Below are 24,075 nucleotides of genomic sequence, written 5' to 3' on the forward strand. Positions count from 1 at the left end.
CCACGAAAGGGCACGTCAGTGCAGAACAACGCAGCGCAGAACTCAGCAGCGCAGAACACCTCCGCGCAGAACTCAGCAGCGCAGAAGTCCACCCCCTCCTCCGCCGGCCGTCCCCGGGACCTCCGCTGGCGTGTCGTCGACATCGTCGTGGCCAGCGTCGTGGCCGTCGCGGCCGGCATCGTCTTCTGGGCGTGGGGCATCGCGACCAACGTCCTCGGCGTCGCCTTCGAGTTCCTCCCCGGCCTCGGCGGGCTCCTCGGCGGCGGCTGGCTCTTCGCCGGCGTGCTCGGCGGCCTCATCATCCGCAAGCCCGGCGCGGCGCTCTACACCGAGCTGCTCGCGGCGGTCGTCTCGGCGCTGATCGGCACGCAGTGGGGCTTCGCCGTCCTGCTCTCCGGCCTCGTTCAGGGCCTCGGCGCCGAGATCGTGCTCGCCCTCTTCCTCTACCGCAGCGGACGCCCGCTCGTCGCGATGCTGGCAGGTGCCGGCGCCGGTCTCGCCCTCGCCGTCAACGACCTGCTGGTCTACTACCCCGCGGTCGACGACCTGTTCCGCACGGTCTACGTCGTCTCGTCGCTCGTCTCCGGCGCCGTCCTCGCCGGGCTCCTGCCCTGGTTCGCGGTGCGCGGACTCGCCGCCTCCGGGGCGCTGGACCGCTTCGTCTCCGGCCGGGAGGGCCGCGTGGTCGAGGGGGCGGGCACGGGCGCTCGATGAGCGGCGCGTCGATCCGGGCCCGCGGCTGGAGCTGGCGCCACGCGGGCCGGTCGACCGCGGCCGTGACCGGGCTCGACCTCGAGGTGCGGCCGGGCGAGCGCGTCCTGCTCCTCGGCCCGTCCGGCGCGGGCAAGAGCACCCTCCTGCACGCGCTGGCCGGGGTGCTCGGCGGCGAGGAGGACGGCGCCGGCGAGGGCGAGCTGAGCATCGACGGCGCCTCGCCTGCGGAGCGCCGCGGAGTGGCCGGACTCGTCCTCCAGGACCCGGACACCCAGGCCGTGCTGGCCCGCGTCGGCGACGACGTCGGCTTCGCCTGCGAGAACCTCGGGGTGCCGCGCGCGGAGATCCCGGCGCGGGTGCGGCGCGCGCTCGACGACGTCGGTCTCGACGTCGCCCTCGACCGGTCGACCTCGGCGCTCTCGGGCGGGCAGAAGCAGCGGCTCGCCCTCGCCGGCGTCCTCGCGATGCAGCCCCGCCTCCTGCTGCTCGACGAGCCGACCGCGAACCTCGATCCGCTCGGCGTCGAGGAGGTGCGCTCCGCGGTCGAGCGGACCACGGCGCGCACCGGCGCCACCCTGATCGTCGTCGAGCACCGCGTCGACGTCTGGATCGACCTCGTCGACCGGATCGTCGTGCTCGGCGCCGACGGCACGGTCGTCGCGGACGGCGAGCCGCGTCCCGTGATCGAGCGCGCCCGCGGTGTCCTCGTGGCAGCGGGTGTCTGGCTCCCCGGCGAGCACCCGGAGCGGCGCGTCGAGTCACCGGCACCCGCATCGACCGCCCTCACCGCCGCCGCGCTCGATCTCACCCGTCCCGTGTTCGGCCGGCGCACGCCGCCCCTGATCTCGACGGGCCTCGACCTGACGATCGACGCCGGCCGGGTGACCGCCGTGCTGGGCCCGAACGGCGCGGGCAAGTCCACGCTCGCCCTGACGCTCGCCGGTCTCCTCCCGCCGGCCGGGGGCGAGATCGTCGCCTCTCCCGAGGTGCGCGACGGAGCGTCGCCGCACCCGCACCGCTGGAGCTCGCGGCAGCTCGCCGATCGGGTCGCGATGGTGTTCCAGGAGCCGGAGCACCAGTTCCTCACGGCGCGGGTCCGCCAGGAGCTGCACCTCGGCGCACGCGACGAGGCGGAGCGGCGCCGCGCCGACGAACTGCTCGGGCGCCTCGGCCTCGCGCACCTCGCCGAGGCGAACCCCTTCACCCTCTCCGGCGGTGAGAAGCGGCGGCTCACCGTCGCCTCGGCGCTGGTCCGGCGTCCCGCCGTCGTCGTGCTCGACGAGCCGACCTTCGGCCAGGACCGGCGGACCTGGGACGTGGTCGTCGATCTCCTGGCCGAGCTGCGCGCGGACGGCCGCGCGGTGCTCGCCGTCACCCACGACGAGCACCTGGTGTCCGCCCTCGCCGACGCGGCGGTCCGCCTCGGCGAGCCGACGGCGGTGACCGGATGACGCTCCTGGACGCGATCCCGGCCCGCGGCCGCATCGCCCGTGCCAACCCCGTCGCGAAGCTCGTCGCGAGCCTCGTCATCGCCGTCGTCCTGATCCTGACGGTCGACGTCGTGTCCGCGGCGACCGCGCTCGCGCTCGAGCTGCTCGTGCTGCCCTTCGTCGGGCTGCGTCCCGGCGACCTGGTGCGCCGTACTGCTCCGGTCTGGATCGCGGCGCCGCTCGCGGGTGTTACGACGGTGCTCTACGGGCGCGACAGCGGCGCCGTGCTGGGGCAGTTCCTCTTCGTCTCCGTCACGGAGGGCTCCGTCGCCCTCGGCGGCGCGATCGCCCTGCGCGTGCTCGCCATCGGCCTGCCGAGCGTCGTGCTGATCGCGACGACCGATCCGACGGATCTGGCGGACGGGCTCGCGCAGATCCTCCGGCTGCCGGCGCGCTTCGTCCTCGGCGGCCTCGCCGGGATGCGCCTCGTCGGCCTGCTCACCGACGACTGGCGCACCCTCGCGATGGCCCGCCGCGCGCGGGGCATGGCCGATGGACGCGGACCGATCGCGGCGCTGAGGAGTCTCGGTGCCCGCAGCTTCTCGCTGCTGGTGCTGGCGATCCGGCGCGGCAGCCGCCTGGCCACGGCGATGGAGGCGAAGGGCTTCGGCTCGGACACGCCGCGGACCTGGGCGCGGGAGTCGCGTCTGGGCGCGTTCGACGGGTTGCTGATGCTGGGCGGCGCGGCGATCGCGGCGGTCGCGGTGACCGCGGCCGTGCTGACCGGCGCCTGGAGCTTCGTGCTGAATGGCTGACCCGCGGCACCTCACCGGGGCGACCGCGCGGACACTCGCCGCCGGCCTCGTCGCCCGCCGGGCGCGCACGGTGCTGCTCGACGGCCCGAGCGGCTCGGGGAAGTCGACGTTCGCGCTGGCGCTGCTGGCGGAGCTGCGGCGGTCCGCCCGCGCTCCCGCGGCCGCGCTCGTGCGGATGGACGACGTCTACCCCGGCTGGTCGGGGCTGGACCGCTCGGTCGCGATCGCGGCGGACCGGATCGTCGGGCCGCACGCGCTCGGGCTCGGCGCGCGCTGGCAGGCCTGGAACTGGGCGGCCGCCACGACCGCCGGCCCGCGCACCGCCGAGGCACCGCTCCTCCTGCTCGAGGGCTGCGGCGCCGCGGGGGAGCGGAGCCGGCGCTTCGCCGACCTCACCGTCTGGATCGAGGCGGACGAGGCGCAGCGGAAGCAGCGCGCCCTCGCCCGCGACGGCGCGCTCTTCGAGCCGCATTGGGACTCCTGGGACGAGCAGTTCCGGCGCTACTGCGCACGCGAGCGTCCCCGCGAGGGCGCCGACCTGGTGCTCGACTCGAGCGACCCGGAGGCCATCGCTCCAGGTTGACGGGTCAGGCCCAGCCGAGCTCGTGCAGGCGGTCGTCGTCGATGCCGTAGAAGTGCGCGATCTCGTGCACGAGGGTGACGTGGATCTCGTCGCGCAGCTCGTCGAGGGTCTCGCAGGCGGCGAGGTGCGGCTCGCGGTAGAGGATGATCCGGTCGGGCATCTCGCCGAAGCCGTAGCGCTCGCGCTCGGTCAGGGCGACGCCGTCGTAGAGGCCGAGCAGGTCGAGCGAGCCGTCCTCGGGACGGTCCTCGACCACGAAGACGACGTTCTCGAGCCCGTCGACCATGTCGTCCGGGAGGGCGTCGAGCTCGGCGACGACCAGCGTCTCGAACTCGGCCTCGTCGAGGGTGAGCATCGCCTGGCCTCTCGTCGTCGATCGGGTGGGGGAGCGGATCTCCGGCGGCGGAAAGACGGAAGGCCCGGAGCCATCGACTCCGGGCCTTCCGAGCTGGTTTCTCTACAACTGGGGTGAGTAACGGGGCTCGAACCCGCGACCTCCTAGACCACAACCAGGCGCTCTGCCAACTGAGCTATACCCACCAGGACGGTGTTCCGCGGGGCGAACCCGCGAAGCAACTGTACGAGAGTACTACATCCGCGAGGCGAACTCGTCCACGACGGCGGCCGAGACGGCCTGCACCTCGGCGGATGTGGGGCCCGGCTCGGGGACGAAGACGGCCCGGCGGTAGAAGCGGAGCTCGCGGATGCTCTCGAGGATGTCCGCGAGGGCGCGGTGGCCGCCGTGCTTGGCCGGGGCGTTGAAGTAGATGCGCGGGAACCAGCGGCGGGCCAGCTCCTTCACGGTCGAGACGTCGACGTTGCGGTAGTGCAGGTGCGCGTCGAGACGCGGCATGAACTTGACCAGGAACGCCCGGTCGGTCCCGATCGAGTTGCCGGCGAGCGGAGCCTGCTGCTCGGCGGGGACGTGCTTGAGCACGTACTCGAGGACCTCGTACTCGGCCTCGGCGACGCTCACGCCGTCCGGGATCTCCTTCAGGAGGCCCGACGTCTCGTGCATGTTCCGGACGAAGTCGCCCATGTTCTCCAGCGCCGACGCGTCGGGGCGGATGACGATCGACAGCCCCTCGTCGAGGGGTTCGAGATCGAAGTCGGTGACGATCACGGCGATCTCGACGAGCTCGTCGACGGCGAGGTCGAGTCCCGTCATCTCGCAGTCGATCCAGACAAGACGGTCGGGGGCGCTACTCATGCGCCGAAGTCTATCCGCGGCCACCGACACGACCGCGGCGGCGGGGGAGCGCCTCCTAGACTCGTTCTCCGTGATGATCCTCGTCTGCGTGCTGCTGATCGCCAACGCCGTCTGGAACGCCGTCGTCTGGCCGCCGTTCCTCCGCCGGGTGCGCAAGGACCCGCGGGCCCGCGACGCCTCCGGCCGCGCCACGACCTTCCTCCGCGTCCACACGATCCTGATCGGGATCTCGCTGCTGCTCGCCGTCGTCTCCCTGGTCGTCGGCGTGCTGGGTCTCGTGCAGGGCGCCTGACCCGGCCCTGCTGCCGGCGCCGTGGCGAGACCGCCCCGTGGAGGCGCCGTAGTAGCCTGGCGAGACGCCCCCGTAGCTCAGCGGATAGAGCAGCAGCCTTCTAATCTGACGGTCGCAGGTTCGAGTCCTGCCGGGGGCACTTCCGCGTCACGACGACCGCGGCGATCGCTCCGCCCGCCCGTCGGATCCCCTCCGTCGAGCCCCTTCCGCTCGTGCCACCCGGACGCGGGTCGGCAGGTCCCCCGGACGCGTGCTCGCGGTCCGTGCGCTGCTAGCACAGTGCAGATATCTGAGCAACACCGGCGTGTTTCGCCGCATCAGCCGTTCCGCCCCTCCACCCGCCCCTAGGCTGGTCGTGCACCGGAATTACAACGACGTAAGAAACGGAGGTACGACCATGTTGCTCCTCGCCATTCTCGGCGGAATCGCCGTCGCGTGGACGATCATCGCGGCGCCCCTCGCTGTGCTGGTCGGTCGAGTCGCTCGTGCTCGAGATGCGCACGTCTGAGGCGTACGAACTGCACCACGGAGAAGGCCCCGATCGCATTCGCGATCGGGGCCTTCTCTTCTTCCCTGGGACGGCTACTCGGCCGTCCGGGTGGTAGCGGCGCTCTGGTCGCGCTCGGCCGAGGACTCGTCCGGCTCCTCCGCGGAGTCCGCCTCCGTGCTCGTGGCGCGCTGCTCGACGGGCGGCAGCTCCTCGACGGGCCGCTCGCGCGACGGGACGTCGAGGCGGTCGACGTCGGCGAGAAGTCGGCGCGTTTCGTCGTTGTGCGGGCCGTCGGAGGCGGGCGGCAGGACGATGGTCGGCGTCGACGGCCGCTCGAAGGCGGCGGTAGGCTCGGTGCTCGAGCCGGCACCGACGACCACCGGGGTCGCCGCAGCGGCCGCAGGGGTCGCAGGGGTCGTGCGGACGGGCTCGGGGGAGCGCTCGTTCGAGCCCTCCGTCGAGGCACCGGTCTTCGGCGTCTCGGGACGCGAGGTCTCCGAGAAGCGCCAGCGCTCGAGGTCGGCGAGGAACGCCTTCCGGGCGCGGTTCGGCTTGTCGCGCCAGAGCACGAGGCGGTCGCGGAACTCGCCGACGCTCGCCTGCGTCTGGTACCCGCCGGTCGACGAGGTGTGCTTGAGGTCGGCGAGCTCGTGCGCGGCCCAGTTGGCGGCGACTCCCGAGCCCTTGACGGGGAGCAGGCGGAGGTGCGTCTCGGCCTGCGCGGCGGCGCGGTCGCTGAGGATGCGCTCGGACTGGCTGAGCACGTTCCAGGCGGAGGCGTCGACCGCGGCATCGATCAGCGTCGCGATGACCGCGTTCTTGCGCTCGTGCTCCTGCTGCCGGATGAGGCGCGCGATCGCCGAGCGGAGGACGAGGGCGGCCACGATCACCCCGACGATCACGGCGAGGAGGACGAGTGCGCCGACGAACACCGACTGGCGCCCTTCGGCCGTCTGGACCCAGGTCACGAATTCGTTCCACCACTGCATGAGCCGAACGTTAGCCCGGGGCCCGGCGGCACGCCGGTCAGGCGCGCCGACCCCCGGGGGATCGGCGCGCCGAGCCGGGGCTCAGGCCACCCGGAAGACCTCGACGGCGTCCTCGACGCTCCAGAACTCGCCGATCTCGGCGCCGGCCGGCATGCCCGCGCGCAGCAGCCGGGCACGGTACTTCTCGCCCTGCGGGCCCTCGACGAGCTCGACGTGGCCGACGATCGAGCCGGTTCCGGTGCTCACGCGCCAGAGGCGGGCGTTCACGCGGGTGAGGGTGGGCGGGACGCGGGTGGCGTGAAGGGTGGTGAGGGACACTGCTTCCTCCTGCTGGTCGTCGAATGCGGGAGCACCCACCGGCCGAGTGCTCTCGCAGACTACGAGCGACCACCGACATCGCCGCCGGCCCGCGGCGGTCAGGTCAGGGCCGTCAGTTCAGCGACGTCCCGTGCACCGCGAACTCCTCGATCGCGGCGGTCTCCGACTCGGTCAGCGGTCCGGCTTCGAGGGCCGCGACGTTCTGCTCCAGCTGGGCGACGCTCGAGGCGCCGATGATGGCGCTGGTGACCGTCGGCACGCGCAGGACCCAGCTCAGGGCGAGCTGCGCGAGGGTCTGGCCGCGGCCCTCGGCGATCGCGTTCAGACCGCGGGCCCGCTCGAGGTACTTCCCGTCGATCCGGTCGGAGGAGAGGAAGCGCGAGGTCGCCGCGCGGGAGCCCGCGGGCACCGTGCCGTCGAGGTAGCGGTCGGTCAGCAGGCCCTGGGCGAGCGGCGAGAAGACGATGCAGCCCGTGCCGATCTCGTCGAGGACCGGGAAGAGGCCGTCCTCGATGTGGCGGTCGAAGAGGGAGTAGCGCGGCTGGTGCAGCAGCAGGTGCACGCCGCTTCCGGCCAGGGCGGCCTCGGCGGCGCGGGTCTGCTCCGGGCTGTAGTTCGAGATGCCGACGTAGAGCGCCTTGCCCTGCTCGACGGCCGAGACCAGCGCGCCCATCGTCTCCTCGATCGGCGTCTCGGCGTCGGGGCGGTGCGAGTAGAACACGTCGACGTAGTCGAGTCCGAGCCGGGTCAGGCTCTGATCGAGCGAGGAGAGCAGGTACTTGCGCGAGCCGCCGTCGCCGTAGGGGCCGGGCCACATGTCGTAGCCGGCCTTGGAGGAGATGATCATCTCGTCGCGGTACGGGCGGAAGTCCTCGGCGAAGAGGCGGCCGAACGCGGTCTCGGCGGCGCCGTACGGCGGGCCGTAGTTGTTCGCGAGGTCGAAGTGGGTGATCCCCAGGTCGAACGCGCGGCGCAGGATCGCGCGCTGGGTGTCGAGGGGGCGGTCGGATCCGAAGTTGTGCCAGAGGCCGAGCGAGAGGGCGGGCAGCTTCAGCCCGCTCCGTCCTGCGCGTCGGTAGTCCATGGCGTCGTAGCGGGCGGGGGCGGCGTCGTAGCTCACGCGCCGACTCTATTCCAGCGCCCGAGCCGTGCGGAATGCGCACAGCACCGGAGGTGTTGGATCGAGAGACGTGCCCGGCACCCCGGCCGCGTCGATGCGACAGGAAGTGAGTCACACGCAATGCGCACATTCGTACTCGCCGGAGGATGCTTCTGGTGTCTGGACGCCGTCTACCGCGTCCTCGACGGCGTGACCGACGTCGTCTCCGGCTACACCGGCGGATCGACCCCGAACCCCGACTACGAGTCCGTCTGCACGGGCCGCACCGGGCACGCGGAGGCCGTCGCCGTCACCTTCGACCCCGAGGTCATCCCGGAGCAGGTGATCCTCGACGTGTTCTTCACGCTGCACGACCCGCGGCAGCTCAACCGCCAGGGCAACGACGTCGGGACGCAGTACCGCTCGGCCATGTACTACTCCTCCGATGAGGAGAAGGAGCTGTTCGAGACCGCCCGCGACCGCGCCTCCGAGTGGTGGGACGGCCCGATCGTCACCGAGATCGCGCCTTTGGGCGTCTATCACGAGGCCGAGGACTACCACCAGGACTTCTTCGCCAAGAACCCCGGCCAGGGCTACTGCCTCGCGGTGGCGCTGCCGAAGGTGAACAAGATCCGCAAGTCGTACTCCAAGTACATCCTCGCCTCCTAGCTCTCCTCCCCAGGCGACGATGTCGCCCGGTCTCCACCGAAGGGCCCGCCTCCACCACGGAGGCGGGCCCTTCGTCGCGACACTGTCCCTGCGTCGCCCGGGTGGTTCCGGCCCCCTCCGCCCGGGCGGCGTCCCCGTCGCAGTCGCGTCGGGAGCAGAGGAGCGCCGCCCGTGGGCGGCGACCGAGGAGAGGACAGCAGCATGACCGACACCCTGACCGTCATCGGAGTCATCGGGACCGAGCCGCGCAGCGTCGACACGGCGAGCGGCACCGCGATGACGACCTTCCGCCTGGCGTCCGCCCAGCGGCGCTACGACCGCTCCACCCAGCGCTGGGTGGACGGCTCGACCAACTGGTACACCGTGAACGCCTTCAACGGGCTGGCCGGCAACGCCCTGGCCTCGCTCGCGCGCGGCGACCGCGTCCTCGTCACCGGGCGCCTCTCCGTCCGCTCCTGGGAGTCCGGCGGCAAGACGGGGACGGACGTGAGCGTGATCGCCGAGGGCCTCGGCCACGACCTGGCCTGGGGCACGACCCGCTGCACCCGGACGGTCGGGCGGGCGAAGGCGGCAGCCCCCGAGGTGTCCGCGCCCGAGGCGGCCGCGAGCGGCGCGAGCGGCTGGAGTCCGGAGGCGCCGGCCGCCGTCGAGGGCGCGACCTCCGCGTCCTCCGGCGGCGACTGGGGCGCAGCGCGCGCCTCCGCGTCGGAGCCGTCCGAGGCCTCGTTAGACTCGGCCGACGCCCCGTTCTGACGCGGCGTTCGGCGCGCGTCCGGCCGCCGCGGGAGGGATTCGAGTGAGCACACGGACCGTCGTCCGCGCCGGCCTGCGAGCGGGAGCGGTCCTCGCGCTGCTGATCGGCATCGCCGGCTGCACGGCGCCCACCGCGCCGCCGGCCGCCGAGAGCCCGTCGGCGTCGGCCGCCCCGTCCACCGAGGAGCCCGCCGCCCCGGTCGCTCTCGTGCCCGGCGGCACCGCGGAGGAGAACCTCCCCTTCTTCCGGGAGATCGTCACCGCCGCCGCCGGCTCCGACCCGGAGACGCCCGGCCGGAGCGTCGTCGACGCCCTCGTGGCCGCCGGCTTCGCGAAGGAGTCCATGCAGCTCACCGCCGACGAGACCTCGGTCGGCCTCGAGGCCGACTCCGTGCAGGTCTCGGTGAAGGCGAGCGACGCCTGCCTCATCGGGCAGTACGGGCCGAAGGTGGACGGCGTCCGCGCGGTCGTCGCCGCGCCGATCGCGACCGGCGCCTGCCTCATCGGCAGCACCGTCCCCCTCGACGGCTGAGCCGCCGGCCATGAAACATCCCGGCCTGCCTACTGCAACGAGCCAGCGGGCACTCCTTTTCGCCAAGCGTCACCGGTGAAATTTGACTGCCGATGACGAGTGCGAAAGGGGCCGTGAGCGCACCAACGGCGCGCTGTCGCACTTATCGGACGGATTAGCGCCGCACTGATTCCGTAAGTAATTCAGTGGAAGTTAGAGGCGCGTCACCGCCTCCGATGTGGCAGATGTCAGCGAAAACCGATTGGATACCGGTAAGTGTCAGATGACGTTCGGCCCATTCGTATTCCGCAACAACTTCGAAGCCTAAAACCTGTTATCTAGGAAGCCGCCGCTGCTCGAAACGACATGATTGTGGTCAACGCGCGCAGTCTTTATTCACCGACCTTCTCTACTGTTGTAGTAGCATCTCGTTCTTGAGCGCTCCAGTCGCGCTCAAACTCAATTCGCTTGCGGCGCTTCATGAGCTCACGGCCGAGGTCGGTCAAAGTCCAATACTCATTCTTATCCGAAACGGGATGGCGGCGTGTGGATGGCTCCATCAAGTCAAGGGTCATAAAGTCGGCAACCAGAGCGCTAATGTGGTTATTTGGAATTGCCAACGGAGTTATTTCGGGCCTTTCTTTAGCATTCGTGTTTGTAAGCAACATGATTCTAATCGTGCTCACGGTCGCTTCAACGACGAGATTTGGAGCCAGGACCGAGAACATGTGACGCATGGAAATCGGCTCACCGTCCATCCAGTCCTTCTCGTCCGGCACCCGCACAGAATACTCCCATTTGGAGAGCTGCAGACGCCGCCAAAGGGCGTCAAGTTCCTCCTCGCGTCCACGGTCGGACGAGGCTTCGAGCTCAGCAATTTGTGAACGCAGGGTCGCATTCTCGGCGCTTAGCCGCGATATTTCTGCAGTGACCTCGGGACCTACGGCGGACGTTGCTCGAATCCACCCAACTCGTGGCCGTGCAGCCATCGTCTTAACGAGCGCTACGGATGCCTGCCCGTACAGGTCGTCCGCCGACCGCCAGTACCCGACTGGTTTAGCCTCGATAAGCTCCTTGAATTCTTTGAGGCGCGCCACAGCCATCGGGTCAGTGTCGATTCGATCGGCCGGCCAAGGCGCTCCGGGATCAATAACGAAGCCGATGACGGGAACTCCTTTCGACAAGGCGAACTCGTATTCTTTTCGGGTGTAACTGATGCCCTCCACGATTGAGCCGTATCGGTGAGCAATGATAGCTACATAGTAGTCGCTCTCTTCGATATGCCGCGCAATAATGTGCCACTGCTCTTCGTCGGCAGCGCTAAACATTTCCATACCGACCGGGATGTGTCCTAGTTCGAGAACGCCCTGAATAACCCGGTCTCGCTCATCTTTCAGGTCACCATAAGTAGAGCTCACAAATATCTGATATTTTCCCGCCACGCCTACCTCCTGTAACGTCCTAAACGCAGCCTACACGTGTGCGCCACCGTTTCGCGGACCTGTTGGCTTTAGTGGTCTCTCGGCCAGCGGTCGGGGAGTGTCATCTATTGCCTGTTGCGTCGCTATATGTAGGGTACAAGGAGGCTAAGCTTTCGCGTTGCATCTTCGCTGGAAGTACTGAAGAGGTTCTGAGTTCCGACAGGATCGTCAATTGCCGGATGATAACGAGCGGGGAAAGCACGTAAAAGAAATGCGTCTTGAGGAGCATCTTGAGCCCCGCCCGGTATAACGCGGTCGAGAGGACGATGAGGAAGGAAGCCCTGCGGCATACTCCGAAGGTCTCTTAGAGTTTTAGGCGAAGGGCCACGGGGTTGGCTGTGTCAGCCGGAAGATGGCCGATCAGCGCTAAAAGACGGGTTCCAGCAAGCGAGACAGACCCGTATTCTCTCGAACAGGAACGCGCAAATATATTGGATTATGATCGATAGGGCAAGGAGTGAAGCGACTGTAGATTCGAGATGAGTGACGGCGACGGCGTGAGAACGGCACGACGCGTCAGTTGATGTCGACGATGACCGTGTACAACGGTTCACAACGTCGTATTTTAGCTTGCTACGTCGAGCGAAAGATCGTGTGCAACTCGCCGTGAAAATTCACCACGGCTTCATAAACCGAGTGCTCAATTTAGTATTTCAACAGCGAGCGGATAACAGACGCTTCCGCTGACAATATTGTTTGATCTATTTTGCAGGGTCATTGTGATAGGCTCTGGTCGTGTTCGCATGTCGACCTAAGTCACAAGATTTGCGACCGCGCTGGCTTCACATTTCTGGCGCCTTGCCCAGTGTCGTAGGAGGTACGGCCGCAGTTCGAGACGGGTTGGTATGGCCAGCAGATGTTCGTCACGTGTACTGTCCGTGTATGGCTGATTTTGAACGTAAGACGTCCGATGACTACTACGTTGACCTTAACCGAATCCCGGCGCTTCGTGCCCCGCAGATGCGAGTGACGGTCGGGAGCGAGCGCGATCTCGAATATCAGCGTGAACGGACATTGACCTATCTGTCTGAGATGGTAGGCCACCTCCTGGAGCGCATCGAGAAGCTCGAAGCCGAAAAAGATGATCGTTGACGGCGGAGATTCGATAAGGTGATTGGACGGTGCGATCTACTGCGGCGGAGCAAGGGTCACGTTCAATCGAATGACTGACGCGGCGGCGGCACTGTGGTGCAACTTCATCGACGGAAAGGTACGTTGAGCTGCCCACGTCTAGCCGACGTCGAAGGAGTCGATGCAGCTCACCGCCGACGAGACCTCGGTCGGCCTCGAGGCCGACTCCGTGCAGGTCTCGGTGAAGGCGAGCGACGCCTGCCTCATCGGGCAGTACGGGCCGAAGGTGGACGGCGTCCGCGCGGTCGTCGCCGCGCCGATCGCGACCGGCGCCTGCCTCATCGGCAACACCGTCCCGCTCGACGGCTGAGCCGCCGGCCGGAGCCGGAGCAGCGAGCCGAACGCTCCGCGCGTCCAGCCGGTATCCTCAGTACCGGCCCGGCCTCCGACCTTCCCGCCCGCGCTCCCGCGTGCGGTGGTCGATCACCGGCGACATTCCGGCCGAGGGGCACCCGACGAACGGGACGCCCGCGGCGGAGAGCGGGGCTCCGAGAACGTACGAGCGGTTGAGGGACTGAAGTGGCTGAATACATTTACTCGATGGTGCGCGCCCGCAAGGCGGTCGGCGACAAGCTGATCCTGGACGACGTCACGATGTCGTTCCTGCCCGGGGCGAAGATCGGCGTGGTCGGCCCGAACGGCGCCGGCAAGTCGACGATCCTGAAGATCATGGCGGGGCTCGACACCCCGAGCAACGGCGAGGCGCGGCTGAGCCCGGGCTACACCGTCGGCATCCTGATGCAGGAGCCGGAGCTCGACGAGACCAAGACGGTGCTCGAGAACGTCCAGGAGGGCGTCGGCGAGATCAAGGGCAAGATCGACCGCTTCAACGAGATCTCGTTGGCGATGGCCGACCCGGACGCCGACTTCGACACGCTCCTCGCCGAGATGGGCACCCTGCAGGAGGCCATCGACGCCGCCGACGCCTGGGACCTCGACTCGCAGCTCGAGCAGGCGATGGACGCGCTGCGCACCCCGCCGGGGGACTCGCCCGTCACCAGCCTCTCCGGTGGTGAGAAGCGCCGAGTGGCGCTGACCAAGCTCCTGCTGCAGAAGCCCGACCTGCTGCTGCTGGACGAGCCCACCAACCACCTGGACGCCGAGAGCGTGCTCTGGCTCGAGCAGTTCCTCTCCAAGTACCCCGGCGCCGTCCTCGCCGTGACCCACGACCGGTACTTCCTCGACAACGTCGCGGAGTGGATCGCCGAGGTCGACCGCGGTCACCTCTACCCCTACGAGGGCAACTACTCGACCTACCTCGAGAAGAAGAGCGCCCGCCTCGAGGTGCAGGGCAAGAAGGACGCCAAGCTCGCCAAGCGCCTGACCACCGAGCTCGAGTGGGTCCGCAGCAACGCGAAGGGCCGCCAGACCAAGTCGAAGTCGCGCCTCGCGCGCTACGAGGAGATGGCGGCGGAGGCCGAGAAGACGCGCGTCCTCGACTTCGAGGAGATCGTCATCCCGGTCGGCCCGCGCCTGGGCTCGCAGGTCATCGACGCGAAGAAGCTGCACAAGTCCTTCGGCGACCGCGTCCTGATCGACGACCTCAGCTTCACCCTGCCGCGCAACGGCATCGTCGGCGTCATCGGCCCGAACGGCGTCGGCAAGACCACGCTCTTCAAGACGATCGTCGGCTTCGAGCCGCTCGACTCGGGCGACCTCAAGATCGGCGACACCGTCGACATCTCCTACGTCGACCAGACCCGCGGCGGCATCGACCCGAACAAGAACCTCTGGGAGGTCGTCTCCGACGGGCACGACTACATCCAGGTCGGCAAGACCGAGATCCCCTCGCGGGCCTACGTCTCGCAGTTCGGCTTCAAGGGCCCGGACCAGCAGAAGCGCGCGGGCATCCTCTCCGGTGGTGAGCGCAACCGCCTCAACCTGGCGCTGACGCTGAAGCAGGGCGGCAACCTGCTCCTGCTCGACGAGCCCACCAACGACCTGGACATCGAGACGCTCGGCAGCCTCGAGAACGCACTGCTCGAGTTCCCCGGCTGCGCCGTGGTGATCACCCACGATCGCTGGTTCCTCGACCGGATCGCGACGCACATCCTCTCCTACGAGGGCACCGAGGAGGACCCGGCCAACTGGTACTGGTTCGAGGGCAACTTCGAGTCGTACGAGCAGAACAAGATCGAGCGCCTCGGCCCGGACGCGGCGAAGCCGCACCGCTCCGCGTACCGCAAGCTCACCCGCGACTGATGCGCCTGCACGTCGCCATCCCGCTGCGCTGGTCGGACTTCGACGCCTACGCGCACGTCAACAACGCCGAGATGCTGCGCCTGCTCGAGGAGGCGCGCATCCAGGCGTTCTGGCGCCCCGACTCCCCGGAGCCGGGCGGCATGGCGACGGCGGTGCTCGACGCCCGGCCGGGTGCGCGCACCATCAGCCTGATCGCGCGGCAGGAGATCGAGTACCTCGCACCGATCCCGTACATGCGCGCCCCGCTCGACATCGAGCTGTGGATCGGGCGGATCGGCGGCGCGAGCCTCGAGGTCTGCTACGAGCTGTACTCGCCGACCGGCGTCGAGCCGCGCGTGCTCTACACGAAGGCCGCGACGACGCTCGTCATGGTGACCGCTGCCACGGGTCGCCCGGAGCGCATCCCGGAGGAGCTCCGTGAGGTCTGGGCGCCGTACGTCGAGGAGCCCGTCGCCTTCTCCAAGCGGAGCTGACGCCGTCCCGTCCGGCGGGCGCTCCCGGCGCGAGCCGGACCGCTCAGCCGAGCGGGACGCGGACCATGCCCTCCTGGGCGACGCTCGCCACCAGGCGGCCGTCCCGCGAGTAGATGCGGCCGAGCGAGAGACCGCGGCCTCCGGAGGCGCTCGGCGACTCCTGCACGTAGAGCAGCCACTCGTCGACGCGCGCGGGGCGGTGCCACCACATCGCGTGGTCGAGGCTCGCGATGCGGAGCCCGGGGGTGATCCAGGCCGCCCCGTGCCGGCGCAGCGTCGACTCGAGGATCGTGTAGTCGCTCGCGTAGGCGAGTGCGGCGCGGTGCAGCAGCGCGTCGTCCGGCAGCGGGCCGAGCGCGCGCATCCAGACGCACTGGTGCGCCGTGCGGCTCGGATCGGCGCGGAGGTACACCGGCTGCTCGACGTGGCGGACGTCGAACGGCCGCTGCGTCGCCCAGAAGCTGCCGACCGGGTGGTCGACTCCCTTCAGAACCTCGGCAGTGCTCGGCAGCGACTCCGGATCGGGCACGCCCTCCGGCATCGGCCTCTGGTGGTCCAGGCCCTCGTCCTCGGTCTGGAACGACGCGATCATCGAGAGGATCGGCGCCCCGTTCTGATAGGCCTGGGTCCGCCGGGTGGCGAACGAGCGGCCGTCGTGGATCCGGTCGACCGAGAAGGTGATCGGCTGCGAGACGTCGCCCGGGCGGAGGAAGTAGCCGTGCATCGAGTGCACGCTGCGCTCCTCGACGGTGCGTCCGGCCGCGATCAGCGACTGCGCCAGCACCTGGCCGCCGAAGACGCGGCCCTCCGGCATCCACTGCGAGGGACCGGTGGAGATGTCCTCGCTGGTGCGCGCGCCCGTGTCGACGAGATCGAGGGCGGTGAGGAACGAGGAGAGCGGATCGGACACGGGACCTCCGGGGTGTCTGCCGATCAGGAGAGCGGCCTCGGGTAAGTTTATCGACGCGATGATGTCGTCCTTCTCCCTGGCGGATCCGCCCAGCCTCTCCGATCTGCGCGTGTTCCTCGGCCGGTCCGCGCGTGTCGAGGACGGCGCCGTGCGCCTGCTCGCGCAGGATCGCATCCTGGCCGCGTACACCGCGATCCTCCAGCCGCGCGGCCTGCTCGACCGGTCCTCGACGGTGCTCGGCCTGCGCGTCTTCGCGCTCGACGAGCCGACCGCCTTCGACCGGGTGGTGCCGATCCGCGCGCTCTCCGACCGGCTCGCCCGCCTGCAGTGGGAGCCCGGGGGAGCGGACGGCAAGCCGGTCGTGCTGCCTGACGGCGACGACGCCACGGCGGGCGCCTGGGCCGGCATCTCGCCGCCGCGCGGCGGCTGGCAGCGGCGCGAGCCCGTGGACCCGGCGTTCCTCGAGAAGGTCGCCCGCGACGGCATCGACGAGATCGCCGCGGCGGTCGGCTCCGAGACCGGCGAGCAGATCGTCGGCCGCGTGCGCTCGACCGTCTGGGGGCGTCCGCTCGACGGCCTCGAGGATGTGCCCGCCGGCGCCGCCTTCGCGCTGTTCGCGCTCGGCTTCCTCGGCGCCGACGATCCCGTCGCGCTGCTCGAGAGCGGTCAGTGGCGGCGGCTCACCTCGCGGCGCGGGCACGTGCTCGTCCGCACCCCCGCCTGAACCGACGCCGGCGGGAAGCGCCGAGCGCTACTCCTCGAAGGTGTTGACCATCGCGTGCGCAGCGCGCTCGAGGTAGTCCCAGAGCATCGCGTCGTCGGCCGGAGCCAGCTCCAGCTCGTCGACCGCGACCCGCATGTGCGCGAGCCAGCGGTCGCGGGCCTCGGGGTTCACTTTGAACGGCTGGTGCCGCATCCGCAGGCGCGGGTGCCCGCGCTCCTCGCTGTAGGTGCCGGGGCCGCCCCAGTACTGCTCGAGGAAGCCGGTGAGCCGCTGGATCGCGCCCTCGAGGTCGTGCTCGGGGTACATCGGCCAGAGGACCTCGTCCTCGCGGACGCCCTCGTAGAAGCGGCGGACGAGACGCTCGAAGGTCGGTCGCCCGCCGAGGTGCTCCCAGAAGGAGCGCATCGGGGGAGTGCCGCCGATCTGCAGCCCGCTCACGAGCGCGGTCCCGTCCGGGGCGGCACGGAGCCGCCGTCCTGCGGTCGCTGAGCGGGCGGCGCCTGCTCGGGCGCAGGCGGCGCCTTCGGCTTGCGCAGAGCACGCGGCAGGCGCACCGGCTTCCCGTGCTCGGTCGTGACCGTGGCGGTCGGCGTCGTGCGCGGTCCCTTCACGCCCCCGACGCTCGTCGCTCCCTCGAAGCCGCTGAGCACCACCGCGCTGAGCGAGGGCAGCTTGACGTCGAGGCTGTCCAGGGCGCGCTTGAGGCGGATGCGGAGCTCGCGCGCGACGTCGTCTTTCGCGGTGGTGCGGGTCTTCAGCACCACGCGGATGACCAGCGCGTCGTCGGCGATCGACTCGAGGCCCCAGAGCTCGGGCTTGTCGATGATCCGCGCCCGCCAGCGGCTGCTCGAGGCGAGCTCGTTCGCGGTGCTGAGGATCGTGCTCTGCACGGATTCGAGGTCCGTCTCGTAGGGCACGGCCAGGTCGATGATCACTCGCGACCAGCCCTGCGACATGTTGCCGACGCGGACGATCTCACCGTTGCGGACGAACCAGAGCGTGCCGTTGACGTCGCGGATCTGGGTGATCCGCACGCCGACGTTCTCGACCACTCCCGTGGCCTGGCCGGTGTCGACGACGTCGCCGACGCCGAGCTGGTCCTCCGCGACCATGAACAGGCCGTTGAGGACGTCCTTGACGATGTTCTGCGCACCGAAACCGAGGCCGGCGCCGAGCGCGGCCGTGAGCAGCGCGAAGGAGCCGATCAGGGTGTTGTCGATGGTGTTCACGATCATCACGACGGCGATGACCACGATGAGGATCGAGCTGATGTTGTTGAGGATCGAGCCGAGGGTCCTCGTGCGCTGCACGACCCGGACCGCGGCGAGGGGCGAGGCGGCGATGGCCTGGGTGTCCTCGACGCGCTGGCGCTTCTTCACCCCCGAGACGATCTGATCGACGACGCGCCCGACGACGAAGTGCGCGATGACGCGGGCCAGCAGGGCGCCGAGCACGATCGCGAGGACGGCGACGCTCTTCCAGAAGAGCTCGGAGTCGAAGAAGGAGATGGTCGCGGCGACGGGGTCTGGGGTGGAGGTCTCGAGTAGCAGCATCCCGTCCAGGTTAAGGGACGCGCGCTGGCCGGCTCCGGTGACGCCGGAACGCCGCCGGGCGGCGTCCGGGGGATAGATTCGACGAGGGCCGGCCCGGCCCCCGCACTCCGCACCCGAACTCCGCCCCAGGGGAAGGACGCCCGATGCTCCACTCCACCCGGACTCCCGCCGAGAAGCGCCGCCTCTTCCGCGAGCGGCTCGCGACCGGCGAGCTGCTGCAGCTGCCGGGGGCGTTCACCCCGCTGTCGGCGCGGCTGATCGAGGAGAAGGGCTTCGACGGCGTCTACGTGTCGGGTGCGGTGCTGTCGGCCGAGCTCGGCCTGCCGGACATCGGCCTGACCACGCTGAGCGAGGTCGCGGGCCGCGGCCAGCAGATCGCGCGGATGACCGACCTGCCCGTCCTGATCGACGCCGACACCGGCTTCGGCGAGCCCCTCAATGTCGCGCGCACCGTGCAGATGCTCGAGGACGCCGGAGTGACGGCCCTGCACATCGAGGACCAGGTCAATCCCAAGCGCTGCGGACACCTCGACGGGAAGGCCGTCGTCGACGAGAGCACCTCCGTGCGGCGCATCGCCGCCGCGGTCGACGCCCGCCGCGATCCGGGTCTCGTGATCATGGCCCGCACCGACATCCGCGCCCTCGACGGGCTGCAGGCCGCGATCGACCGGGCGAAGCGCCTCGTCGACGCCGGGGCCGACGCGATCTTCCCCGAGGCGATGCGCGACCTCAGCGAGTTCGAGGCCGTCCGCGCCGCGATCGACGTCCCGGTCCTGGCGAACATGACCGAGTTCGGCAAGAGCGAGCTCTTCACGACGCAGCAGCTCGCCGACGTCGGGGTGAACATCGTGATCTACCCGGTGTCGCTGCTCCGCATCGCGATGGGCGCGGCGATGCGCGCGCTCGACGCGCTGAAGGCCGAGGGCTCGCTGCAGTCCGAGGTCGCCGGGATGCAGACGCGGGCCGAGCTCTACGAGCTGCTCGACTACTCGTCCTACAGCCGCTTCGACGAGGGCGTCTTCGACTTCAGCCTCGCCGGCCACCACGGCGCCTGAGCCACGACCCACCCCGGCGGCTCCGGTCGCCGATCCGATCGCGAAGGAGCGAGCGATGAGCACCACCGAGCAGGACATCCGCAAGGGACTCGTGGGGGTCGTCGTCGACACCACGGCGATCTCGAAGGTCGACCCGGAGTCGAATTCGCTGCTGTACCGCGGCTATCCGGTGCAGGAGCTGGCGGCGTCCTGCTCCTTCGAGGAGGTGTCCTGGCTGCTGTGGAAGGGCGAGCTGCCGACTCCCGCCGAGACCGAGGAGCTCCGCGCCTTCGAGCGCGCGCACCGGGAGCCGGCGCCGGAGGTGCGCGCGGTGGTCGACCTGCTGCCGGTGACGGCGCATCCGATGGACGTGGTGCGCACGGCGGTGAGCGTCCTCGGCGCGCTCGAGACGGACCCCGAGGACGAGTCGCCGGAGGCGGTCCTGGAGCGCTCGATGCGGCTCTGGGCGGTATTGCCCGCCGTCGTCGCCGCGATCCAGCGCCGCCGGCACGGGCAGGAGCCGATCGCCGCGCGCGACGATCTCGACTACTCGGAGAACTTCCTCTGGATGACCTTCGGCGAGCTGCCCGACCCGGTGGTCGTCGACGCCTTTCGAGTGTCCCTGGTGCTGTACGCCGAGCACTCGTTCAACGCCTCGACGTTCACGGCTCGCGTCGTCACCTCGACGCTCTCGGACGTCCACTCGGCCGTGACGGCGGCGGTCGGCGCGCTGAAGGGGCCGCTGCACGGCGGCGCGAACGAGGCCGTCCTGCACGTCTTCGACGAGATCGGCCTGGGGCCGGAGGCGGGTCCCCGCGCGCGGGCCTGGCTGGCGGAGGCGCTCGGGGCGAAGCGCAAGGTGATGGGCTTCGGCCACCGCGTCTACAAGTCGGGCGACTCGCGCGTGCCGACGATGGAAGCGGCGCTCCGGCGGGTGGCCGAGCAGGCCGGGGCGGACGACATGCTCGAGCTCTACGACGCGCTGGCCGCCGAGATGAGCGAGCGCACGGGCATCCTGCCGAACCTCGACTACCCGTCCGGTCCGGCCTACCGCCTGATGGGCTTCGACACGGAGCTCTTCACGCCGCTCTTCGTCGCGGCCCGCGTCGTCGGCTGGACCGCGCACGTCCTGGAGCAGCGCGCCTCGAACGCGCTCATCCGCCCGCTGTCGGCGTACGCCGGCCCGGCCCGGCGCGCTGTCCCGGAGCGCTAGCCCCCATCCCCCTCCGCATGCTGGTCGAGCAGCCGCGGAGCGGCGTATCGAGACCCGCTCCTCCTGGTGACGGGGGATCTCGATACGCGCGCTGCGCGCGCTACTCGATCAGCAGGGCTGTCGCGCTCAGAGCGCTGCGTCGCGCTCCTGCGCGCGCAGGGCGCGCTCGACGCCGGCCAGGTTCTCGATGACGAGGCGGCGCAGCGCCGGCACGTCGGGGTTCGCGTCGAGCCACGCGCGGGTGGCGTCGACGATCGCGGGCGTCGGCGTCGCCGCCGGGTAGAAGCCGACGACGAGGTACTCGGCGATCTTGTAGCTCTTCGCGTCCCACAGTGAGCGGAGGGCGTCGAAGTACACCGGCACCATCGCCTCGAGGACGGCGGGGTCGCTGGTGTGCTGGAAGCCGAGCCCCGTCGCACGCACGATGGTGTTCGGCGCCGAGTCGTCGAGCGTCACCGAGTCCCAGGCCGCGCGCTTCGCCTCTGCCGTCGGGATCGCTGCGCGGGCGTTCGCCGCGGACTGCGCTCCCGTCGCGGTGTTGTCGGCAGCGAGGGCCGCGTCGATGTCCGAGGCGTCCGCCCGCCCGCCGGCCACGAGAGCGATGAGGAGCTCCCAGGAGAGATCGGTGTCGATCTCGAGCCCCGGCAGCGTCGTGGTCCCGTCGCGCAGCGCTTGCACGGCGTCCAGATGGGCGGGCGTCGTGGCGACGGCGGCGAGCACCTTCACGAACTGGAACTGCGCGTCGCTGCCGGCCTCGGCGCCCTGCGCGAGCGCCCACAGCCGGTCGCCCACCTCCGCGAGGACCTTGTCGCGGTGCTCCGGCGCGACGTACTGCGAGGCGGTGCTGACCAACTGGCCGAGGACCGTGCGCAGCGTCGTCGACTCCGTCTCGGTCGCGATGTTGCCGAGCACGAGGCGGACGAAGTCGCGCGGCGCCGACTCGGCGTCGCGGGTCGCGTCCCAGACCGAGCCCCAGACCAGCGAGCGCGCGAGCGGGCTGCTGATGCTCGCGAGGTGCTCGATCGCGACGGCGAGCGAGGCGTCGTCCAGCCGGATCTTCGCGTAGGCGAGGTCGTCGTCGTTGAGCAGCACCAGCGCGGGGCGGGTGCGGCCGATCAGCTCGGGCACCTCGGTGCGCTCGCCGTCGACGTCGAGCTCGAGGCGGTCGATGCGCACGAGGCGGTCGCCCTCGAAGTCGTAGAGGCCGATCGCGAGGCGGTGCGGGCGGATCGTCGGGTAGTCGGCGACCGCGCTCTGCAGGATCGCGAACGAGGCGATGGCGCCCTCCTCGTCGACCACGATCTCGGGGCGGAGCGTGTTCACGCCGGCCGTCTCGAGCCACTGCGCCGACCACTCGGACAGGTCGCGGCCGCTGGTCGCCTCGAGCTCGACCAGCAGGTCGCGCAGCTCGGTGTTCGAGAACGCGTGCTTCACGAAGTACTCGTGCACGCCGGCGAGGAACTCCTTCTCGCCGACCCAGGCCACCAGCTGCTTGAGCACGGAGGCGCCCTTGGCGTAGGTGATGCCGTCGAAGTTGACCTGGACGTCCTCGAGATCGTTGATCGTCGCGACGATCGGGTGCGTCGAGGGCAGCTGGTCCTGGCGGTAGGCCCAGCTCTTCTCCATCGCGGCGAAGGTGGTCCAGGCCTCGGTCCACTCGGTCGCCTCGGCGGTCGCGAGGGTGGACGCGTACTCGGCGAACGACTCGTTCAGCCAGAGGTCGTTCCACCACTTCATGGTCACCAGGTCGCCGAACCACATGTGCGCGAGCTCGTGCAGGATCGTGACCACCCGGCGCTCCTTGACCGCGTCGGTCACCTTGGAACGGAAGACGTAGGTCTCGGTGAAGGTGACCGCTCCCGCGTTCTCCATCGCGCCGGCGCTGAACTCGGGGACGAAGAGCTGGTCGTACTTCGCGAACGGGTACGGCACCCCGAACTTCTCCTCGTAGAAGGCGAAGCCCTGCTTGGTCTTCTCGAAGACGTAGTCCGCGTCGAGGAACGGCGCGAGCGAGGCACGGGCGAAGACGCCGAGCGGCACGGTGCGGCCGTCGGAGGAGACCAGCGAGTCGGTCTCGACGACGTAGGGGCCGGCGATGAGCGCGGTGATGTACGAGGAGATCCGCGGGGTGGGCTCGAAGCTCCAGGTCGCGACGCCGTCGCCGGCCGGGACCGGCTCGGGGGTCGGCTGGTTGGAGACGACCTGCCAGGAGGCGGGCGCGGTCACCGTGAAGGAGAAGGCGGCCTTGAGGTCGGGCTGCTCGAACACCGCGAAGACGCGGCGCGAGTCGGGGACCTCGAACTGCGAGTACAGGTAGACCTCGCCGTCGACCGGGTCGACGAAGCGGTGCAGGCCCTCGCCCGTGTTCGTGTAGAGCGAGTCGGCGTCGACGCGCAGCACGTTCTCGGCCGCCAGCGAGTCGAGGCGGATCCGCACGCCGTCGGCGACGTCGGCCGGGTCGAGCTCGACGCCGTTCAGCGTGACCGAGTGCACGGTCTTCGTGATCGCGTCGATGAAGGAGGACGCCCCCTCCGTCGCCGTGAAGCGCACGGTCGTGGTGCTGCGGAAGGTCTCGGCCCCCCGCGTGAGGTCGAGGGCGACGTCGTAGGCGTCGACCTGGATCAGCGAGGCGCGCTCCTGCGCTTCGCTCCGGGTGAGATTGTCTCCAGGCACAGGGTGCTCCATCCGTTCGTCTCGGCGCTGCCGCTTCGGCGCCGGGGTGCGGGCGCCACCGATCCACCCTAGGGCCGCTCCGCACCCGCGCACCCGAGAGGCGCCGAGAGGCGTAGCGTTGCCTCATGACCGCCGTTGACTTCTGGTTCGATCCCTCCTGCCCGTGGGCCTGGATGACCTCCCGCTTCGTGGACGAGGTGACGGAGGGGCGCGACCTCGACGTCACCTGGCACATCATGAGCCTCGCCGTGCTCAACGAGGACCAGGACGTGAGCGACGACTACCGCGCGTTCTTCCCGCGCGCCCTGCGCTACACGCGCCTCGTCGCCGCCGTGGGCGAGCGCGAGGGTCAGGACAAGGTCAAGCCGCTCTACGACGCGCTCGGCACGCGGATCCACCCCGGCGGCCGCACGGACGTCGACGCGATCATCGCCGAGTCGCTCGCCGAGGTCGGCCTCGACGCGAACCTCGCCGCCTTCGCCGACACGGACGAGTACGACGAGCCGATGCGCGCCTCGCACTTCGACGGCATCGGCCGGGTCGGCCAGGACGTCGGCACGCCGGTCATCGCGATCGGCGACATCGCCTTCTTCGGGCCGGTCATCTCGCCCATCCCGCGCGGCGAGCAGGCGCTCTCGCTCTGGGACGGCCTCGTCGCCGTGGCCTCGTACGACGGCTTCTTCGAGCTCAAGCGCTCGCGCACCCGCGACCCGATCTTCGACTGAGCCGCGGTCCGCGCGGGCGACCCGGTCCTCTCCTGAGGACCGGGCCGCCGCGCGAGCGGTACCCTGACTCCCGGCCCGGATCC

The 24,075-nt window shown here is 70.0% G+C and carries 26 protein-coding genes and 2 tRNA genes; 17 read left to right on the plus strand and 11 right to left on the minus strand.

Annotated features, from left to right (window positions below; translation table 11 throughout):
* Positions 1 to 18: 18 nt before the first annotated feature.
* Genes EDF36_RS05805 through EDF36_RS05820 form a run of 4 tightly spaced genes read left to right on the plus strand, consistent with a single transcriptional unit; the run spans position 19 to position 3,542 of the window.
* Positions 19 to 714 (plus strand): ECF transporter S component, encoded by a 696-nt coding sequence (locus EDF36_RS05805; protein ID WP_123732242.1) that lies wholly within the window; start codon positions 19 to 21, stop codon positions 712 to 714.
* Positions 711 to 2,165, plus strand: a complete 1,455-nt coding sequence (locus tag EDF36_RS05810) for an ABC transporter ATP-binding protein (protein ID WP_185020378.1) — start codon at positions 711 to 713, stop codon at positions 2,163 to 2,165. Before EDF36_RS05805 ends, EDF36_RS05810 begins: the two co-directional genes overlap by 4 nt.
* Positions 2,162 to 2,959, plus strand: coding sequence for an energy-coupling factor transporter transmembrane protein EcfT (locus EDF36_RS05815; RefSeq protein WP_123732243.1), 798 nt, complete (start codon positions 2,162 to 2,164; stop codon positions 2,957 to 2,959). Before EDF36_RS05810 ends, EDF36_RS05815 begins: the two co-directional genes overlap by 4 nt.
* Positions 2,952 to 3,542, plus strand: coding sequence for an ATP-binding protein (locus EDF36_RS05820; RefSeq protein WP_123732244.1), 591 nt, complete (start codon positions 2,952 to 2,954; stop codon positions 3,540 to 3,542). Before EDF36_RS05815 ends, EDF36_RS05820 begins: the two co-directional genes overlap by 8 nt.
* Positions 3,543 to 3,546: 4 nt before the next feature.
* Here EDF36_RS05820 and EDF36_RS05825 read toward each other — a convergent pair whose 3' ends face one another.
* From EDF36_RS05825 to orn, 3 genes are all read right to left on the minus strand, one after another.
* Entirely contained in the window at positions 3,547 to 3,897 is a 351-nt protein-coding gene (locus EDF36_RS05825; RefSeq protein WP_123445773.1) for a metallopeptidase family protein, read from the minus strand.
* A 109-nt stretch (positions 3,898 to 4,006) separates the two neighbouring features.
* Positions 4,007 to 4,082 (minus strand) — tRNA-His (locus EDF36_RS05830).
* Positions 4,083 to 4,131: 49 nt separating this feature from the next.
* Positions 4,132 to 4,752 carry an oligoribonuclease gene (gene orn / locus EDF36_RS05835; protein ID WP_123445774.1) on the minus strand — a complete coding sequence of 207 codons (621 nt, stop codon included), beginning with the start codon at positions 4,750 to 4,752 and terminating at the stop codon, positions 4,132 to 4,134.
* Between the two features lie 73 nt (positions 4,753 to 4,825).
* Here orn and EDF36_RS05840 point away from each other — a divergent pair, with 73 nt between their 5' ends.
* Both EDF36_RS05840 and EDF36_RS05845 read left to right on the plus strand, forming a co-directional pair.
* Positions 4,826 to 5,044 carry an SCO4848 family membrane protein gene (locus EDF36_RS05840; protein WP_123445775.1) on the plus strand — a complete coding sequence of 73 codons (219 nt, stop codon included), beginning with the start codon at positions 4,826 to 4,828 and terminating at the stop codon, positions 5,042 to 5,044.
* A gap of 66 nt (positions 5,045 to 5,110) precedes the next feature.
* Positions 5,111 to 5,183, plus strand: a tRNA-Arg gene (locus tag EDF36_RS05845).
* 443 nt (positions 5,184 to 5,626) lie between these two features.
* On the opposite strand, the gene EDF36_RS05850 is transcribed toward EDF36_RS05845, so the two are convergent.
* The 3 genes from EDF36_RS05850 to EDF36_RS05860 form a co-directional block, all read right to left on the minus strand.
* On the minus strand, positions 5,627 to 6,523 hold the full coding sequence (locus EDF36_RS05850; RefSeq protein WP_123732245.1) for a hypothetical protein: 897 nt from the start codon (positions 6,521 to 6,523) through the stop codon (positions 5,627 to 5,629).
* An 81-nt stretch (positions 6,524 to 6,604) separates the two neighbouring features.
* Positions 6,605 to 6,841 (minus strand): hypothetical protein, encoded by a 237-nt coding sequence (locus tag EDF36_RS05855; RefSeq protein WP_123732246.1) that lies wholly within the window; start codon positions 6,839 to 6,841, stop codon positions 6,605 to 6,607.
* 112 nt (positions 6,842 to 6,953) lie between these two features.
* Entirely contained in the window at positions 6,954 to 7,961 is a 1,008-nt protein-coding gene (locus EDF36_RS05860; protein WP_123732247.1) for an aldo/keto reductase, read from the minus strand.
* A 120-nt stretch (positions 7,962 to 8,081) separates the two neighbouring features.
* Here EDF36_RS05860 and msrA point away from each other — a divergent pair, with 120 nt between their 5' ends.
* The 3 genes from msrA to EDF36_RS05875 all read left to right on the plus strand — a co-directional run bounded on the left by msrA (position 8,082) and on the right by EDF36_RS05875 (position 9,894).
* On the plus strand, positions 8,082 to 8,609 hold the full coding sequence (gene msrA, locus EDF36_RS05865; RefSeq protein WP_123732248.1) for a peptide-methionine (S)-S-oxide reductase MsrA: 528 nt from the start codon (positions 8,082 to 8,084) through the stop codon (positions 8,607 to 8,609).
* Between the two features lie 201 nt (positions 8,610 to 8,810).
* Positions 8,811 to 9,362: a single-stranded DNA-binding protein gene (locus EDF36_RS05870; protein WP_148059977.1), complete on the plus strand. Its 552-nt coding sequence runs from the start codon at positions 8,811 to 8,813 to the stop codon at positions 9,360 to 9,362.
* Positions 9,363 to 9,405: 43 nt separating this feature from the next.
* Positions 9,406 to 9,894: a DUF6993 domain-containing protein gene (locus EDF36_RS05875; RefSeq protein ID WP_123732250.1), complete on the plus strand. Its 489-nt coding sequence runs from the start codon at positions 9,406 to 9,408 to the stop codon at positions 9,892 to 9,894.
* A gap of 371 nt (positions 9,895 to 10,265) precedes the next feature.
* On the opposite strand, the gene EDF36_RS05880 is transcribed toward EDF36_RS05875, so the two are convergent.
* Entirely contained in the window at positions 10,266 to 11,315 is a 1,050-nt protein-coding gene (locus EDF36_RS05880) for a DUF4062 domain-containing protein (RefSeq protein ID WP_123732251.1), read from the minus strand.
* Between the two features lie 921 nt (positions 11,316 to 12,236).
* Between EDF36_RS05880 and EDF36_RS20875 the strand changes: the two genes are divergently transcribed.
* From EDF36_RS20875 to EDF36_RS05895, 4 genes are all read left to right on the plus strand, one after another.
* Complete coding sequence (locus tag EDF36_RS20875; RefSeq protein ID WP_148059978.1) at positions 12,237 to 12,446, plus strand: hypothetical protein; 210 nt, start codon at positions 12,237 to 12,239, stop codon at positions 12,444 to 12,446.
* A 160-nt stretch (positions 12,447 to 12,606) separates the two neighbouring features.
* Positions 12,607 to 12,795, plus strand: a complete 189-nt coding sequence (locus tag EDF36_RS05885; RefSeq protein WP_123732252.1) for a DUF6993 domain-containing protein — start codon at positions 12,607 to 12,609, stop codon at positions 12,793 to 12,795.
* Positions 12,796 to 13,004: 209 nt separating this feature from the next.
* Positions 13,005 to 14,687, plus strand: a complete 1,683-nt coding sequence (ettA, locus tag EDF36_RS05890) for an energy-dependent translational throttle protein EttA (protein ID WP_123445782.1) — start codon at positions 13,005 to 13,007, stop codon at positions 14,685 to 14,687.
* Positions 14,687 to 15,160 (plus strand): thioesterase family protein, encoded by a 474-nt coding sequence (locus EDF36_RS05895; protein WP_123732253.1) that lies wholly within the window; start codon positions 14,687 to 14,689, stop codon positions 15,158 to 15,160. The genes ettA and EDF36_RS05895 overlap by 1 nt, the downstream gene beginning before the upstream one ends.
* Positions 15,161 to 15,203: 43 nt before the next feature.
* Here the strand turns inward: EDF36_RS05895 and EDF36_RS05900 are convergent, their stop codons facing one another.
* Positions 15,204 to 16,070 carry an acyl-CoA thioesterase II gene (locus EDF36_RS05900; protein ID WP_185020379.1) on the minus strand — a complete coding sequence of 289 codons (867 nt, stop codon included), beginning with the start codon at positions 16,068 to 16,070 and terminating at the stop codon, positions 15,204 to 15,206.
* A 61-nt stretch (positions 16,071 to 16,131) separates the two neighbouring features.
* Here EDF36_RS05900 and EDF36_RS05905 point away from each other — a divergent pair, with 61 nt between their 5' ends.
* Positions 16,132 to 16,794, plus strand: coding sequence for a hypothetical protein (locus EDF36_RS05905; RefSeq protein ID WP_308197316.1), 663 nt, complete (start codon positions 16,132 to 16,134; stop codon positions 16,792 to 16,794).
* A 27-nt stretch (positions 16,795 to 16,821) separates the two neighbouring features.
* Here the strand turns inward: EDF36_RS05905 and EDF36_RS05910 are convergent, their stop codons facing one another.
* Both EDF36_RS05910 and EDF36_RS05915 read right to left on the minus strand, forming a co-directional pair.
* Positions 16,822 to 17,199: a globin gene (locus EDF36_RS05910; RefSeq protein WP_123732438.1), complete on the minus strand. Its 378-nt coding sequence runs from the start codon at positions 17,197 to 17,199 to the stop codon at positions 16,822 to 16,824.
* 29 nt (positions 17,200 to 17,228) lie between these two features.
* On the minus strand, positions 17,229 to 18,347 hold the full coding sequence (locus tag EDF36_RS05915) for a mechanosensitive ion channel family protein (protein WP_123732255.1): 1,119 nt from the start codon (positions 18,345 to 18,347) through the stop codon (positions 17,229 to 17,231).
* A gap of 143 nt (positions 18,348 to 18,490) precedes the next feature.
* Between EDF36_RS05915 and prpB the strand changes: the two genes are divergently transcribed.
* Together prpB and EDF36_RS05925 are read left to right on the plus strand one after the other, a co-directional pair.
* Positions 18,491 to 19,402, plus strand: coding sequence for a methylisocitrate lyase (gene prpB, locus EDF36_RS05920; protein WP_123445786.1), 912 nt, complete (start codon positions 18,491 to 18,493; stop codon positions 19,400 to 19,402).
* 55 nt (positions 19,403 to 19,457) lie between these two features.
* Positions 19,458 to 20,594, plus strand: a complete 1,137-nt coding sequence (locus EDF36_RS05925; protein ID WP_123732256.1) for a bifunctional 2-methylcitrate synthase/citrate synthase — start codon at positions 19,458 to 19,460, stop codon at positions 20,592 to 20,594.
* A 126-nt stretch (positions 20,595 to 20,720) separates the two neighbouring features.
* On the opposite strand, the gene pepN is transcribed toward EDF36_RS05925, so the two are convergent.
* On the minus strand, positions 20,721 to 23,267 hold the full coding sequence (pepN, locus tag EDF36_RS05930; RefSeq protein ID WP_123732257.1) for an aminopeptidase N: 2,547 nt from the start codon (positions 23,265 to 23,267) through the stop codon (positions 20,721 to 20,723).
* 125 nt (positions 23,268 to 23,392) lie between these two features.
* Between pepN and EDF36_RS05935 the strand changes: the two genes are divergently transcribed.
* On the plus strand, positions 23,393 to 23,992 hold the full coding sequence (locus EDF36_RS05935) for a DsbA family protein (protein ID WP_123703471.1): 600 nt from the start codon (positions 23,393 to 23,395) through the stop codon (positions 23,990 to 23,992).
* The last annotated feature ends 83 nt before the right edge of the window (positions 23,993 to 24,075 follow it).

The organism is Rathayibacter sp. PhB152 (genome assembly GCF_003751395.1).
Lineage (GTDB): Bacteria > Actinomycetota > Actinomycetes > Actinomycetales > Microbacteriaceae > Rathayibacter > Rathayibacter festucae.

Excerpts from the sequence above, each read along its gene's own strand:
- EDF36_RS05895 (WP_123732253.1), top strand. The coding sequence starts at position 14,687 with ATGCGCCTGCACGTCGCCATCCCGCTGCGCTGGTCGGACTTCGACGCC.
- EDF36_RS05925 (WP_123732256.1), top strand. The coding sequence starts at position 19,458 with ATGAGCACCACCGAGCAGGACATCCGCAAGGGACTCGTGGGGGTCGTC.
- EDF36_RS20875 (WP_148059978.1), top strand. The coding sequence starts at position 12,237 with ATGGCTGATTTTGAACGTAAGACGTCCGATGACTACTACGTTGACCTT.
- EDF36_RS05915 (WP_123732255.1), bottom strand. The coding sequence starts at position 18,347 with ATGCTGCTACTCGAGACCTCCACCCCAGACCCCGTCGCCGCGACCATC.
- orn (WP_123445774.1), bottom strand. The coding sequence starts at position 4,752 with ATGAGTAGCGCCCCCGACCGTCTTGTCTGGATCGACTGCGAGATGACG.
- EDF36_RS05935 (WP_123703471.1), top strand. The coding sequence starts at position 23,393 with ATGACCGCCGTTGACTTCTGGTTCGATCCCTCCTGCCCGTGGGCCTGG.
- msrA (WP_123732248.1), top strand. The coding sequence starts at position 8,082 with ATGCGCACATTCGTACTCGCCGGAGGATGCTTCTGGTGTCTGGACGCC.
- EDF36_RS05815 (WP_123732243.1), top strand. The coding sequence starts at position 2,162 with ATGACGCTCCTGGACGCGATCCCGGCCCGCGGCCGCATCGCCCGTGCC.
- prpB (WP_123445786.1), top strand. The coding sequence starts at position 18,491 with ATGCTCCACTCCACCCGGACTCCCGCCGAGAAGCGCCGCCTCTTCCGC.
- EDF36_RS05820 (WP_123732244.1), top strand. The coding sequence starts at position 2,952 with ATGGCTGACCCGCGGCACCTCACCGGGGCGACCGCGCGGACACTCGCC.
- EDF36_RS05885 (WP_123732252.1), top strand. The coding sequence starts at position 12,607 with ATGCAGCTCACCGCCGACGAGACCTCGGTCGGCCTCGAGGCCGACTCC.
- EDF36_RS05825 (WP_123445773.1), bottom strand. The coding sequence starts at position 3,897 with ATGCTCACCCTCGACGAGGCCGAGTTCGAGACGCTGGTCGTCGCCGAG.
- EDF36_RS05810 (WP_185020378.1), top strand. The coding sequence starts at position 711 with ATGAGCGGCGCGTCGATCCGGGCCCGCGGCTGGAGCTGGCGCCACGCG.
- EDF36_RS05905 (WP_308197316.1), top strand. The coding sequence starts at position 16,132 with ATGTCGTCCTTCTCCCTGGCGGATCCGCCCAGCCTCTCCGATCTGCGC.
- EDF36_RS05870 (WP_148059977.1), top strand. The coding sequence starts at position 8,811 with ATGACCGACACCCTGACCGTCATCGGAGTCATCGGGACCGAGCCGCGC.
- EDF36_RS05840 (WP_123445775.1), top strand. The coding sequence starts at position 4,826 with ATGATCCTCGTCTGCGTGCTGCTGATCGCCAACGCCGTCTGGAACGCC.
- EDF36_RS05910 (WP_123732438.1), bottom strand. The coding sequence starts at position 17,199 with ATGCGCTCCTTCTGGGAGCACCTCGGCGGGCGACCGACCTTCGAGCGT.
- EDF36_RS05850 (WP_123732245.1), bottom strand. The coding sequence starts at position 6,523 with ATGCAGTGGTGGAACGAATTCGTGACCTGGGTCCAGACGGCCGAAGGG.